The 15821-nt window shown below is 45.5% G+C and carries 6 protein-coding genes; all 6 read left to right on the top strand.

Going from position 1 to position 15821, the window contains the following annotated elements:
* The first annotated feature begins 88 nt into the window (after positions 1–88).
* The 6 genes from AB4274_RS12240 to AB4274_RS12215 are packed head-to-tail and all read left to right on the top strand — an operon-like array spanning position 89 to position 15706.
* A complete protein-coding gene (locus AB4274_RS12240) occupies positions 89–9265 on the top strand; it encodes an RTX toxin (protein WP_372112139.1) in 9177 nt (3058 codons plus the stop codon).
* Between the two features lie 33 nt (positions 9266–9298).
* Positions 9299–11458: a type I secretion system permease/ATPase gene (locus AB4274_RS12235; RefSeq protein WP_017059470.1), complete on the top strand. Its 2160-nt coding sequence runs from the start codon at positions 9299–9301 to the stop codon at positions 11456–11458.
* Positions 11451–12776 carry an HlyD family type I secretion periplasmic adaptor subunit gene (locus tag AB4274_RS12230; RefSeq protein WP_017059471.1) on the top strand — a complete coding sequence of 442 codons (1326 nt, stop codon included), beginning with the start codon at positions 11451–11453 and terminating at the stop codon, positions 12774–12776. Before AB4274_RS12235 ends, AB4274_RS12230 begins: the two co-directional genes overlap by 8 nt.
* Before the next feature lie 34 nt (positions 12777–12810).
* Positions 12811–14124: a TolC family outer membrane protein gene (locus AB4274_RS12225; protein ID WP_102321358.1), complete on the top strand. Its 1314-nt coding sequence runs from the start codon at positions 12811–12813 to the stop codon at positions 14122–14124.
* A complete protein-coding gene (locus AB4274_RS12220) occupies positions 14124–14762 on the top strand; it encodes an OmpA family protein (protein WP_017059473.1) in 639 nt (212 codons plus the stop codon). Before AB4274_RS12225 ends, AB4274_RS12220 begins: the two co-directional genes overlap by 1 nt.
* Entirely contained in the window at positions 14762–15706 is a 945-nt protein-coding gene (locus AB4274_RS12215) for a PstS family phosphate ABC transporter substrate-binding protein (RefSeq protein WP_017059474.1), read from the top strand. Before AB4274_RS12220 ends, AB4274_RS12215 begins: the two co-directional genes overlap by 1 nt.
* Positions 15707–15821: the final 115 nt, after the last annotated feature.

Below are 15821 nucleotides of genomic sequence, written 5' to 3'. Positions count from 1 at the left end.
ACTAAAGAGAGTGTGCTGATTTCTCCGGCTTTTTATTGAGTAAATTGATGTTCTCAAGGTCAGCGTTTTTGTAAGGAAGAGGTTTAGGATGGATCCTATTTTATATATCGAAGTTGGTGGTGTTGTGTGGCAAGTATTCCCTGATGGGACTTGGCTTCAATTACCTGCTACGCAGCCAAAAGTTGAAGGCGTGCAAGTCGTCAGCATTGAACCTCAGAATTTACAAGAGGCTCAGCCCCTAACCGAACCACAAATCGCCGCAGTTGAACAACAGTTGGAAAAGGTGGTCACCGAACTCGTCAACAACATTGAAAGCGCACCTCAACAGCCTAACTCAGTAAATGACCAACCTAGTTCCAGCGCCTCTTTTATTGTTTATGTTCGTTCCACCTTAGATGAAACGCTCGCTGAGGCGGGTTTTGATACGCGTCCTGCAGAATATGCCGACGAAGATACAACCTCGAATGAGGGTAACCTTGATATTCTGTTACCTAGTGCACTATTAACCGTTGATATTTTGGATGGTGGAGACGGTTACGAAAATCAGTTTGAAGTACCAAGTGTCACGATTACGGGCACGGCAGTGGATGTTCGAGACGGGCGTACCGTTGTTCTGACCATCACTGATGTTAACGGAAACACAGTAACCACCACAGCCATCACAAGCGATGAAACGTATGTCGTCAATGGCGTCGACCTCTCTTCATTGGAGGAGGGGGATCTTCAAGTCGATGCTGTCATTGCTGATGATTTTGGCAATAGCATTGCAGCTAACGATTCCACAATCAAAGACACATTAGCCAACATTGAGGTTGACTTCGATGGCTTTGGTGATGAGTTTTACAATCAATTTGAAATATCGAATGGGGTGCTAGTTGGTACGATTGCCAATGTAGAAGATGGGCAAACCATCAACATTTCAATTACCGATAGCCAAGGAACGATACAAGAATACACAACGGAAGTATCCGGCGGAACTTGGACTCTGACTCTTCAAGACTACTCAAGCTTTGCAGAAGGTGAGCTAACCGTTGTTGCCAATACTATCGATATTGCTGGAAACCCTACAACAGCGACCGACACGATCGTGAAAGATACGCTAGCGGACATCACCGCTGCGGTTGATGATGGTGGCGACGGTGTCCTCAATAGCTTCGAAATTCAGTCGGCTAAATTCTTTGGTACGGTACAGAACGTAGAAGATGGCCAAACGGTCAATATTCGCATTTCTGACAGCACAACGAATGTCATTGTTCTGACGGCAACTGTGATTGATGGTGCTTGGTCAGTTGAAGGCGTGGATCTAACCAGCTTTTCCGATGGTGGCATTCAAATTGAGGCTGACACTGTTGACGTTGCCGGTAACCCTGCTTCTGCAATAAATAGCGCAGGGCAAATTGTTATTGATACTGTTTCGCCTGTTATAGACATTGATACGCTAGACGGTTTTAGTATTTTGGCATTTCGTGGCGGCCAACTTACAACCATGCAAGGCACAACCAATGTTGCCGAAGGTCTTCCTGTTTATATTGAAGTTAATGATGGCTCTCAGACTCTTGTGTTTGAGGGTGTTGTTGATGCATCAGGTAATTGGGTTGTTGAAAATATAGATGTCTCGTCCCTAAACTTGGCGTCAGAATGGACGGTTGATGCCAAAGTATTCAATACGGTAGGCAATCAAGCTATCGATGATATGCCAAGCATTATACTGCCCGAGTCGGTTGTGTTCTCAGAAACTGTTGTCGGGATTTTTGGAAATCAAACTCAGACCTCTGATATTCGCATCGATTATGCGGACTTCTCTTTTAGCGATGATCAAAGCATCGCAGAGTCACTAACTTCTCAAACCCTATCGATAACCGTTGCTGTATCGGCTGATAAACAAAGCCTAATTGGCACACGAAGCGATGGGCAAAAAGTATTCGATGCGTCAATTTCCGGCAGCAACGTAAATATCAATTTTTATAAGGCGATTGATCAGGAAGCTGGGTTAGATTCAATTCTGACGGCTCTGCTCATCGAAGGTTTGCAAACCGATGCTGATGGTACAACGGAGTTAGTGATAGGACGTTTACCTATTGTCATCAAAGATTCTGAACCTCTGGTTTTTGATGAGTCTTATCAAATGATCGAGGGTGAGATTGCGTCAGGGAACGTGTTGAATAACGACATCGATTTGGATACTCAACTTACGATAAAAAGTGTTGAAGTTGATGGTACGACCAAGACGATTGTTGGTGGCTCTCCGGTTTCATTTGCTACTAGCGAAGGCACCTTGACCGTATTTGCGAATGGCCACTGGACGTTCGTCGCCAACAGGAATTTGGACCACACAGTTGATCAGAACATCACCTTCAACTATGTTGCTGGCGACATCAGTAATGATTTCGGAAACGGCACTGCGGTCATTGATATTTTTGATGGTGATGCAGGGCTAGTTGTTGATGGGACAACGACCAGCTCTGAAGGTGATGTGTCTGATGGAATTCAAACTGTAGTCGGCCAGTTTACCGTTTCCGCTGGATCAGATAATCCAGATCCCGCTTCTATTGTATTTAATGCTAATACTCTGGTGCAGTTAGACGCCTTGGGCTTGACGACCGGAGATGAGAACTTTCCTCTAACCTACACGTTAGCGAATGATGGTAAAACGATTACCGCACAAGCAAATGGTGAAACGATATTCACGCTAACGTTGAGTGCAGTCGCTAGTGGTATCGATGTTCTAGCAGATGTCACATTAGTGTTAGAACAGCCTATCAACCACCTGTTCAGCAACGACTCCATCACCCTGCCACTTATTATTGATGGAACGGATTTAGATGGCACTTCTTTAAAACAAGGGCAATTCGACTGGATCATCCAGGATGGAGCCGACCCAATATTAACTTCAACTAGCAATGCTGCTGTGGACGAATCAGATCTTATTCACGGCAGTGTTTCAGATACTGGCACTTTCAATCTCAACGTCGGAAGTGACTTTGTTGAGTCTGTATTTTTTGATGTTGGAGATCAGCCGCAGTTGTTTAGTGGGGGTGTACAGATCATCTATGTGGTCTCTGCAGACGGAAATGAACTTACTGGTTATGTTGGCTCTGAAAGTGCTGAAAATAAAGCGTTCACCTTGAGCTTTACCTCTCTGTCAGGTGAGACCGATACTGATGTCACTTACACCTTTGAACTATTCAAGGGCCTCGACCAAACGAATGGAACCGACCAAATTCCTTTTGTCATCACAGCAAAAGATGATGACAACGATGAAACTCAATTAACCTTGAACATCTCGATTACGGATGGTGGGGAGCCTACGATTGGCTCTGGCATGGTCGAGTTGAGTGAAAACCCTGTTGCTGATACAACCCCGTCTGGTGTTGGAACAACAGCGAGTGCAAGCTTAGCCGTGAGTGCGGGCAACGATCCACTCGTGTTCTTGGGGTTAGATGTGACAACTGGCCAAGCCGTTCTTGATAGTGACGGTGAGGCGGTGACACGTAATGGTGAAGCATTGTCTTGGCGAGATAATGGGGATGGAACGTTTGATGCGGTATTGTCGAATGGCGATGCTGTTTTCCAAGTGAGACTTCCTGAAGATTTTAGCTTAGAAGCCAATGGTTCCACGAATGTCACGGTTGAGATTGATTTGTACCAGTCAATAGACCACGGAACCGGTGTGAAGGACACAGAGCTGTCGATTCCAGCCTCAATCGTCACAATCGATTCAGACGGTTCACGAGATACACAAGAATCTGATATTAAGATTTACGATGGTGCAAACCCTAAAATTACTGTTATCGGAAGCATTTCTGTTGATGAAGACGGTCTGCTTGGAGACAGCGAACAGGTTGGTGTTGAAGATTCTAGCCCTTCGTTAGGAATAATCGAAGGTTCCGATGATGTTGTCTCTGTGACGGTCGACACCGCTGCGTTTGATGCACTTTCATATTCGAGTGCAGGGAAAGACATTTCACTGCAAGCTGTCGATTCTGATGGTTGGTATTACGGTCAAGATTCTGATGGAAACAATATATTTAGGATTCGTTTTAATACTGACGGGACAACAGAGTTCGACCTTTATGCACCTCTCGATCACGCCAATGCTGATGGAGAGAATAATCTAGCCCTCAATTTTGAACTGGTGGTCAACGATGCGGACGGCGATAGCTCTGATCCGGCAATTTATTCTGTCAACGTAACAGATGCTGTCCCAGTTGCGCGTTCAGGGGCAATTGAAATGGTTGAGGGTGATGACCTTAATGGACAATTTCTAACAGAAAAATTCGCAGGTGCCGATGGCGCAACCATTGTAAGTTTTGACTATCGCGGTACTACCTATACCTTTGATAACGCAGGCACTCCTATCACGATTAATCTAATTAATGATTATGATGGTGGGTCTACTTACGGTCAGTTTACGCTTTCTTCAGATGGTAGCTACCAGCTGACTACAAATCCCAATGTATCAACAAACCCTGCAGATCCTAAGATCGTCGATGACATCGATTATCTGGTGCGAGATGCGGACGGTGATAAAGTTACCAGTACTGCTGAGCTTATTCTGGATGATAACGAAGGTTTTATTCGTTATGAAGATTCTGAAACCACAGAAGACAATGACGCGATTATCGTTGTAAGTGTGGCAACCGGCGATGTCGACCAAAGCGAAACCGTTACTGCTATCGAGTTCTCAGAAGCATCGCTAAACGGTGGTAGCTTGTACCTTGATGGGGTGTTGCTTCAAGTTGTAGACGGCAAGGTCACCTTGTCTGGAAGTCAATTGGCAGCGATTGATAGTCAGTTCACTGGGCCTAATGGACAGTTGACTTATCGTCCCGCGCTTCATGAATCCAATACCACCTCAACGGTTATCCTAGCGATCAACGCAATCATTAGCACTGATACGGATCCTAAAGAACTGACGGCTGATGTTGCAGTGTCTGTTTTACCGGTGGCTGATGCACCGGATTGGTCGGCTTCCGTATTCTCCTATCATTCAGTAGAAGATGACTCAGACCCAGTCAGTTTGGACATAACAGCTCAGCTGGCGGATCAAGATACGTCAGAAACATTGAGCTACCAGATTAGTGGGATTCCTGACGGCTTGAATTTGACGTTAAATGGCAACGCAGTCAAAGAAGGGAAATCTTACACACAGGCTCAGATTGATAAAATGGAAATCAGGGCTGACGACAACCTAGCGGGTCGCTTTGAGTTTGAGATTACTGCGGTTGCAACAGAGTCTGGCAATTCATTCGCTGACCCAGATGATAAAACGGCAAGTATTGTACATACCGTTACTGTCGATATTTCACCTGATGCTGATACTCCTCATGTGTCTGTTAAAGACTACAAGGGACTAGAGGATGAAGCTATTTACCTCAAAGACGTTATTGAAGGCGCTTTGGCGGACACCGATGGTTCTGAATCGTTAAGTTATATTATCCAAGTTCAAGATGGCTGGTCTGTTGAAGGTGATGGTACCGCAAAGATAGGCAATAATTCCTATTCAGTCACTGCCGAAGCTATCGCCAATGGTGTTGCTTATATTCAGCCTAAAGAAGACATCAGTTCCTTTACTGAAGATCTGTCAATAGACGTAACAGCAATAGCGACTGAGTCGACGATCGATTCACTTATTCCTATCAATGGGCAAGCGTCAAGTGATACAAAAACCATCAATATCTTTTTGAAAGGTGTTGTGGATGAACCTATCGCGGTAGACGGTGGTAATGGTCATTGGCAATACGACAGTGACAGTAAAGTCATCAGCAACCAATCGGTCTTGAATGAAGATGGGTTAATACAGCTCGACTTCCTCATACAAACGACGGATGACGATGTTTCAGAAGAGATCAACATACTGCTTACTAACATTCCTGAAGGCACTTTGCTGGTGGATGCGTTGGGTGAACCAGTATCGCTGACGATTGCGTATGTTGATGATGTGACAGGGCCCGTATTCCAAGTCTCTAACGCTCAACTGGATGATCTGTATCTCAAGCCAGTTCTTGATTTTAGTGGTGAATTAGAACTCACCGTTATTGCTATCTCAACTGAGCCCGATGGTGATTCGGGCGAGTTTCCTATGACACTTAAAGTAGAGCTAGCGCCGGTCGTTGATCAAGAAGACGGTCAAGTGGTCAGTACTCAAGGCATCGAAGACAGTCAAATCGGCCTGAACCTTGAACCTTCAGTGAATCAGGATATTGATGGCAGCGAATCCTTGACGGGATATGTCATTGATAGCCTACCTGCAGATCTCACTCTTTATTTTGATGGGAGTGTTATTCAGGTCCCAGCTTCAGGCTTAGATTTGGATACTCTACTGGACTCAACAACGCCAACGCTTTCGGATCTTCTAAGCAGCGGCAGGCTTTCTGTTACAGCGACAGAAGATTTAAGCGGAACATTCTCAATTCCTATCACCTATGAAGTCACGGATACCTCTCCAACTGGTGCAACGGATATTAAAGATATTACCGGATCCATTAGCGTGACTGTCGATGCTCGTGTCGAGCTAGATACTCGATTAGAAGGCTCTACAGAGCTGTTACAGAGTACAGATGGCTCGCCTGTTGATATCTCTAACGCCGTGACGTTCGTCGACGCGGATATCGATGGGTCAGAGTACCTAGATTATATTTTGATCGAGATTCCCGACGGCTATTCGTTGATTGTTGAGCACCCTAATGGTGCTGCGCAAGATAGCTCTGGGAATTGGATCATATCGGCGGATGGGCTAACGAGTGACTCTTTCCAAGAGCTCGCAGCGTACATTTTAGATAATGCGACGATTTCCAGCCCAAGTGATACTCCGGTACTGGATATTGTGGTTCGTGCTCGTGTGATTGATGGTGAAGATGCGAGATATATTGATGCGACTTTCCCGCTGCAAATTACTGGTCATGACGGCGGTGGCGGTTCTTGTGACCCTGTTGGCCCACCAAGCCCGATTCAACCCGATGGCGAAATTAAAACACCTGAAGGGGAAGATATTGATCTCACTGGCTTGCTAAACACCGATGTTGGCAGTGATCCAGACAATGAAATCTCTTTCTATATTCCTGCCGATTCTCTTCCTGAAGGCGTCGAGATTTCGGGTGATGGTGTTATTGCGGAATATGACGCGGCTGGCGAAGTAGTTGGTTACTCGATCACTGCAGATGGACTCTCGAAACGAACGTTAACGGGCTTGGATGAAGATTTTGCAGGGTGTATTGATTTCACCATAGAGACAATTGAGACCTCACCATGTAGCGGTGATACGGTGACGACGGCCCAAACCATTAGTATCCAAGTTCTGCCTGTGGTCGATGACATTACGGTTGAAGCCGACTCCACAACCATTCAAGAAGACATCGCGACAGACCTTAACCTTGAACTGGTTCTTGGTGATAGCGTTGAAGATGGACAATTAATCACTGGTGAAGGCAATAGCGCTACCGGTAAAGAAACCGTTAACTCTCTAACGGTGAGCATTTCGAATGGAGCGACCTTGTCTGAAACTCCAACTGACACCGGGTTGTTAGTTGATAATGGCAATGGTACTTGGACGGTAACGGATCCTAGCCGCTTGAGTGATGTGTTGGTAACACCACCTGAACATTACAGCGGCGATATCACCTTCACGGTAACTGCAAATATTACCGATGAAGCGGATTGTGTCGTTGAAACGGATACGCAAGATAAAACGACCGTAGTCACGATCACCGTTGAGCCAGTCGCTGATGCGGCGAACTTGGTGACAGAGGATATAGTCGGCGACGAGGATAACTACATTTCATTGTCATCACTTAGCGCAGAGCTCATTGACCAAGATGGTTCTGAAAACATGTCGCTTTCGTTAAAGGGAGTTCCTGAAGGCGCAGTTGTCGCTATTAAAATCGGAGACAACTATGAGTTGGTTCCAAACAATGGTGCTGATGGCGGTACCTTCGATGGAAACCCTACCTATGAGTGGCAGTTAGATCCAAGTCAGTTATCTAATCTAGTCATTCTGCCACCAAGAGACTTTAGTGGTGACATTAATCTGTCTCTAGAGGCGATTACTCAAGAAATTGGTACGACGGATATCCGTTATACACAATCTGAATTTACTGTAGGTGTTAACCCTATAGGTGACAAAGTTGAGTTCTTCGATTTACCTGAACAGCTCACTGGAAGTGAAGATGATGGCATCGTGATTCCTCTTGATGCCAATAGCTTTGAAACTAACAGTGATGAGTTTTTAGCAATTACGGTAACAGTGAATGGAACTTCGGACCCATCAGGGTTAGTTGGGTTAGACCGAATTCGAATTGGATCAGAAACCAGTTCTTTCACCAGTGTTGGTGGCATCATACAGGCGACGATCCTCGTTAAAGCAAGTTCTGTTGATGAGCTCGAATTCTTTGCAGGCGATGCGTTTGGTAACCTCGATATTACGATTACCGGCCGAACGGTTGATCAAAATACGGTACTCGGTGAGTTAGTGGTCGACACGGGTGACCCGAGCTCGCAAGACATGACGCTTATTATCACACCAGAGCCTGATGCACCGTTATTGAGCGTTGAATATTCTTCGATCGTGGCAGAAGCAAGTGGCACGATTCCTCTTGGTTTAGACCTTTCTCTTGTAAACCCTGCTGATTCAGAAGTGGGCTTCATTACAATTCATGATATTCCCGCAGGTTTGACGTTCTCACACGGCTCTATGGTCTATGGTCAATATGTGGTGGACTTGGCAGATGTGCCTAACCTAGCGATTACCGGGGGCTACAACAGTGGTGATCAATTTGACCTAACGATAGAGCCGTCTGCAGAGATAGGCAATAACCAAGCGGTCGGGTTACCCCAAACCGTATCGATTGAGTTTGTCGCTGAAGGGGATTCTACGATTACCGCGACAGATGATAACGATCTGTTGATTGGCGGTACAGGCTCTGACAATTTTGTGTTCGCATCTTCAGGCTTAGGGAGTGCAGAAGCACCAAGCTACGATGTGATTCAAGATTTTGATGCGTCTCCAGACACTGATGCAATTGACCTCTCGGGTATTTTGGGAAGCCTAGGGCTTAATACAGGGCTAGGGGCAACACAATATCTAGATTTAGAAGAATCTGGTGAAGGTGTGACCATTTCTATTAAACCTAATGGTGACGAAGACGTTCAACAAAACATCTTGCTAGCTGATGTCACGTACGACGATCTGTATCAAGGTGACAGTAGCAGTGCATTAGAAGCACAAATTTTACAAAAAATGATAGAAGACAATAATTTAACGCTGTAAGTTAGATGTACAGTCTATAAAAGGAAGTTTAGATTGGTAGAACAAAAAGACAGCTGGCTAGCTTGTGTTGAGTGGTTGTGTGAGCATTTTAATGTTCGCAGTCACCCTTCCAAAATAGTGTCTGGCCTACCTTTAAATGAAGGCAGGCTCAATGAATCCCTTTTTCCAAGAGCGATTGAGAAATCGGGGTTAACGCTGAGCCACGTTAAAAAAGAATTATTGAATCAATGTCAGTTCCCTGTTGTTGCTGTTGAGTCCGCTACAGGGTCTCCTCTTGTCGTAACCCAAAGCTCCGTTGGCGACTTTCAAGTATTGAATTGTGAATCCAACTTAAGCCAACAAATTCTCCTTAAAGACTTAGTCATTAAAGTGGATGCATTTGTTTGGCAAGTGGGTGCTCAAGCGCTTGATGACGCCCGTGTTCAGGCACATGAGCGCAATGACAGTAAATCCAACACCCGTTGGTTGTGGCGGGTGGTCAAAGAAGTGAAGCCTTGGTATCGCGATCTGTTTATCGCTTCGTTCTTGATCAACGTGCTTGCGCTAGTGGTTCCGTTATTTACCATGAATGTGTACGACCGTGTTGTGCCAAACCAAGCGTTTAACACGCTTTGGGTATTAGCAGCAGGCGTTGGTATCGTTGTTATTTTTGATTGGGTATTGAGAAGCTCACGAAGCTCTGTGACTGATATGGCTGGGCGCTATATTGATAACAAGTTGTCTTCTCAGCTGTTCTCGAAAGTCCTTGGTATGAAGCTCGAAAATCGACCTCAATCGGTAGGCGCATTTGCCAGACAGCTTCAAGACTTCGATAGCGTGAAAGATTTCTTCACTTCTATCTCGTTAGTCACTTTAGTCGATCTGCCATTCACTTTGTTATTCCTACTGCTTATCGGCTGGCTCGGTGGCGCAATGATGTTCATACCTGTCGCGATCATGCTTGTTTTGATTGTGCTGAGCATCGCGATGAAAGGCAAGGTCGAGAAAACATTCGATGAAACCGCACGTCTCTCGACACAAAGACAAGCCCAGCTGTTTGATTGCTTAACAACCCTTCCGGATATCAAGCAAAACAATGCAGAGGGTATTACCCAGAAGCGTTGGGAACAGACGATTTCGTCGCTCTCTCAATGGCAGACTCAATCTCGTCATTACTCCAATATCGTGACGCACTCTATTCAGTCCAGTCAGCAGATCGTTACCATCACTCTGATCATCTTCGGCGTGTATCAGATCTCTGAAGGCTTGCTGAGTATGGGTGGTTTGATAGCCGTTGTGATGTTGAGTGGGCGCGCTGCAAGTTCGGTGAACCAGCTTTCTCTTCTATTGCTGAGGTTCCAGCAAACACGTTCGGCCGTTGAAGGGCTGAATCAGATTATGGAGCTACCTCAGGAAGAGTCCAAACACCAAGTTATCGACAAAGGAGACTTTGATGGTGGGGTTAGGTTAGATGAAGTGACGTTTACTTATCCAGAGACTCAAAGCCCTGCATTAAAGGAGATTTCCCTAGAGATCAAACCGGGTGAGCGAGTTGGTCTTGTCGGTGCGGCAGGCGCGGGTAAAACAACTCTACTATCGATTGTTGCGCGCCAGTATTTGCCAACAACAGGACAAGCTTTCTATCAAGAAATCGATGGGCAATTATGGCCAACCAGCGTTCTGCGTAGTGGCATGGGTTGGGTAGGGCAAACCACTAATCTTATTTTTGGCAGTGTTTACGACAACGTTACGCTTGGTGCGACCAACGTTGATGAAGAAAAGCTAAGACAAGCTCTTCAACAGTCGGGTTTGAATGGTTACATGGGGCGCCTAAGCAATGGCCTTGAAACACCTGTCGGTGAGGGTGGTCGGTTACTTTCTGGTGGTCAGCGCCAAGCCGTTGCCATTGCGAGAGCTCTGTATCGTTGTCCAAAGTTATTGATCATGGATGAGCCCACCAGCGCGCTAGATAATCAGGCCGAGATTCAGTTCTTTAATGCACTTCAAAGTATGCCGAGAGAAACCTCAATGCTAATCAGCTCCCATAAGTCTTCATTCTTGATGATGTGTGATCGAGTGATTGTATTGGATAAAGGTCAAATCGTGGCAGAAGGTGAACCTAAAGAAATTCTCTCTTTACAGAAGAAAAGTGTACCTAAAGGTACGAGCCGGTTTAAGACGGTATCTGTGGTGAAGGGAGGTCGTCATGAGTAATGATATTCAATGGACCAACAACCACTTAGCATTCCGCTCTCGAAAGCTGATTTGGTTGAGTGCTCTACTCATTGTATCAATTATCGGTTGGGCTACGTGGGCAACATTAGAAGAAGTCGTGATCGGTGAAGGTAAAGTCGTTCCAAGTCTTTCGGTGCAAACCATTCAGAGCTTAGAAGGTGGACTGGTTCAAGAGATCATGGTGCGACAAGGCCAATCTGTAGTGAAGGGGCAACCTCTAGCTAAGTTAGAAGACACACGTTTTAAGGCGGCGTTTTTAGAGTCGGCTCAACAAGCGGATACCTTGCTTGCTCAGCAATTAAGATTAAAGGCTGAGCTGTCGACGGTCGTTTTAAATAACGATGCGAAAGAGTGGTATGAGCGAGTGGTCTTGGTGCCTCAAGATATTGCGGTTGATGTATCAAGCCACCCTGCGTTAATGAATGCCAAGGCGAACTACCGAGAACGTTTAGGACAGTTGAAGTCTGAACTGGAAGAGGCGGCACTTCGTATCGAGCAACAAGACCAAGCTCGTGTCGATACGTTTAATAATATCCAGACTCTTGAAAGCAGCCTCGAGATTGTGATTCGTGAGCGCAACATGCTGAAAGACGTGGTAGCGAGCGGTGCTGTTGCGGAAGTTGAGCTACTTAAACTCAACCGTGATGTAGTCAAACTCAAAGGTGATATTGCTAGCTCAAAAGTAGCAGCGCAGAAGCAGATAGCTGCCTACTCAGAGTCGATAGCGGATCATCGAAGTATCGCTTTAGATTTTCGTACCAAAGTGCAAGGCCAGTTGAATGAAGTGGCGAGCAAGATAGCGCAGCTGAACGAAAGCCAGCAGGCGATTGCCGACCAACTCAAGCGTACCGAAATTGTTGCGCCCGTTGATGGCACAGTCAAAGAGATCTTTGTGCGTACCATTGGTGGTGTAGTTCGTCCCGGCGAGCCAATCATTGAGATCATCCCATCAAACAGTGACCTGATTGTTGAAGCGAGAATCTCTCCGCAAGATATCGCGTTTGTTCATAACGGGCTGGGTGCGACAGTTAAATTCACGGCCTATGATTTCGTCATTTATGGCGGACTTAAAGGCGAGGTGATTTACGTGAGTGCCGACGCCTTACAAACGGAAGACGGAAACGCCTATTATCGTGCCCATATTCAGTTAAACGAAGACCAGCAACAAAACTCTGCCTTTAGCATTATCCCAGGGATGCAAGTCGCGGTCGATATATTAACCGGAGAGAAAACAGTATTGAGTTATTGGTTAAAACCTATTTTACGAGCTAAGGAAAACTCACTTCGTGAACGATGAAGTGGGTTAAAGCATAAATATAAAAGGAAGTGTAATGCATTCAAAATTCTTACTCTCTTCTTGCTTGCTAATGAGTGGGCTGTCTCAAGCAGCTTCATTAGAAGAGTCCGTGGCCTTTGCCATCGACTATAGCCCAGAGATATTGGCGCAATACTCCCGATACCAATCGGTGGTCAGAGACGGAGACGCTGCGAGTGGTTTGTATATGCCACAAGTGAACTTGTACGCGGCAGCAGGCTATGAAGAGACACGCTACAACAGTGGCAGCAAACTCGATAGCGATGATAGAGGCCTAACGAGAACGGAAATTGGCGTTAAAGTATCCCAGTTACTATTTGATGGTTTTAAAACCACATCGAATGTCGATCGACTGACGTTCGAAGCAGAAGCTGAGCGTCTAACTCTGATTTCGCGAGCTGAAAACGTATCGTTAGATGTGGTGAGAAATTACCTCGATATCCTAAAAGCAGAGACGCTACTTGAATTGTCTAAGCGTAATGTAAAAGAGCACCAAGAGATCTATCAAGATATCCAAGATAAAAAGAGCAAAGGCTTGAGTAGCAACTCGGATCTGGCTCAAATCTCCGCCCGTGTCGCGACCGCGCAGTCTTCACTTATCGCCGCTCAGAACAACCTGTTTGATTTGCAAACTCAGTATCTACGCTTGGTTGGCAAACCTGCGGTGAACTTGGTTTACCCCCGGTTTGATTACGCTCTATTACCAAGCTCAGCACAGGTCGCACTTGAACAAGCTGTCGAGAATCACCCTGAAATCAAAGCCTCTTTGCTTGATATCGACGCGGCTCGTAAAGAGATGCGCCGCGAGAAAGGGGATTACTACCCAGAACTAAAACTTGAGCTTCATGCCAATAAGAATGACAACGTATCTAACCCGCCAGGCGGTGTCGATGAAGATGCACGTATCATGTTGACGATGGATTATGACCTGTTTAATGGCTTCTCTACCGACTCCAGGGTTGAATCGTCAGCTTGGCGAGTGGAAGAGGCAAGGGCGATCCGATTACGAACAGAGCGTGAGGTTCGAGAAGGTACACAACTGGCTTGGAACGCTTACAAAATGCTTGAGCAGCAAAAATCCTTACTTCAACAGAATGTTGATGCAGCGAAAATTGCAGAGCTTGGCTATATCCAGCAATTCAATGTTGGCAGACGAAGCCTTCTTGATGTACTGGATGCAAAAGTAGAAGTGTTTTTGGCTCGAAGAAACTTCATCAGCACTGAATATGATCAAACGTTAGCGGCTTATCGAGTGTTAAATGCGATGGGTATGTTGACGTATGCGTTGAGGATTGAACATCCAGAAGAGTGGCAAGGGGAGAATAAGTAATGAGATATTTTAAACTAGCGCTACTTAGCTCTATCTTGCTGATGGGATGTGCAGAAACGCCTGATACGACAATGACACGCCACCAAATTGATGACTTAGCGGATAATGACCGAGATGGTGTGATTAACCAGCGAGATCTATGTGCCGATACGCCAGAAGGTGTAACGGTAGACATTAAAGGGTGTGCCAATTGGAAAATTGTCGAAGACGTTGAAGTATTAAGTGTGGCATTTGATTTTGATAAGTATGACCTTAAACCTGATCATACCGCTGTATTAAATGAGTTGGTGCGTTTACTAGGAGAGCAGCCTGATGCTTCGGTTACCTTGGTCGGAGATACCAGTGCTGAAGGTACAAACGTGTATAACAAAGCATTGGCCAAGAAAAGAACGGGCGTGATTCGAGACGCATTGATTGATAGAGGCATCAATGGTGAGCGAATCTTTGAACAAGAGTTTACTCAGATAACCAGCTTAACTCAGCATCTTCACAAGCGTAAGCGTAGAACGATCGCGGTGATTAAAACAGAAAGCATGGAAGTGAACCCATCTTGGAACATCTTCACTTCAGAAATGCAGCTCGATAGTAATAGCGATGTTGAGTCTAAAACGTCGATTGATCCAGTAGGAGGCCAGTAATGAAATGTCTAGCTAATAAATCGGGCTTGCTGCTTGCTGCTGTACCTGCGTTGTTCTCTGTATCGACATTTGCAAATGATGCCAGTGACATTGGTTTGGTCGCGATTGAGCCGAATATGCAGGGGCTTGTAGAAGATCTGCTTAAGAGCCAAGAGATCGACTTAGAAATCTTGTTGAGTGACAGCGTCCCAGAACAGATGATCATGCAGCGCTCGCGTGTTGGTATCACTTCCAAAAAGTGGACTGACAAAGAGATGGCAAGGTTTGATATGCGTTACGGTTATAGGCCAACAGAGCTGATGTTTACCGCTGACGTGATTGCGATTCTAGCCAATGAAAATAACCCTGCGACATCAATCACCGTCGCTGAATTAATTGATGTGTTTGGTTGTTCTAACGATCCTAAACATCCAAAATGGTCAGCAAGTAGTGATATTCGTAACGGTGAAAGCCTAGATACTCATATGTTGCCCTTTGCCATTGATCACAACCTGAAAGGCCATACTACCTTTTCAAGTTGGGTCGAATGTGGAACAGAAGGAGAATATGCCCATACTCAGTTCTTAGCGGATTTACCTGATCTGATTAATAAGATTGAAGACGAAGATGCCGCCATTGGTTACACCGTTTACTCAGATCAGATCTCTGATGTGAAATGGTTGAGCGTGGTTGATAACCTAGGTGTGAACTACGACCTAAACAAAGAAACGATCCTCTCTGGTCGTTACCCGTTAGCAACGGTTTATTACATGTACTTGAATATTCCAGCGCATCGCAAAGGCTTTACGGAACAAGAGGAGTTCTTTGTTGGGCTTACCTTGTCACAAGATCATCAAGTCGTTTTGAACCAATACGGCTTCATCAGCTTGCCGCCAGAAGCTATTCAACGTAACAAAGTCAGATTGTCGCTTGAAGAGCCTGCTATTGAAGGTGGCTACAAGTAATGGGTATGTCATTTTGTAACTGTTGTGGGAGAGTGATATTCTCTCTTTCGTAATGGTTCTCAACGTGACGGATTACGTTATTCGGTGATGAAATTATCTAGCGGGCATGTATGCC

The organism is Vibrio sp. 10N.261.55.A10 (assembly GCF_041470825.1).
Taxonomy (GTDB): Bacteria; Pseudomonadota; Gammaproteobacteria; order Enterobacterales; family Vibrionaceae; genus Vibrio; species Vibrio crassostreae_C.
Note: the sequence above shows the minus strand (reverse complement) of the source record. Positions and strands in the feature narration are given on the sequence as shown.

Coding starts and splice junctions, on each gene's coding strand:
- AB4274_RS12215 (WP_017059474.1), top strand. CDS start 14,762: ATGAAATGTCTAGCTAATAAATCGGGCTTGCTGCTTGCTGCTGTACCT.
- AB4274_RS12240 (WP_372112139.1), top strand. CDS start 89: ATGGATCCTATTTTATATATCGAAGTTGGTGGTGTTGTGTGGCAAGTA.
- AB4274_RS12230 (WP_017059471.1), top strand. CDS start 11,451: ATGAGTAATGATATTCAATGGACCAACAACCACTTAGCATTCCGCTCT.
- AB4274_RS12220 (WP_017059473.1), top strand. CDS start 14,124: ATGAGATATTTTAAACTAGCGCTACTTAGCTCTATCTTGCTGATGGGA.
- AB4274_RS12225 (WP_102321358.1), top strand. CDS start 12,811: ATGCATTCAAAATTCTTACTCTCTTCTTGCTTGCTAATGAGTGGGCTG.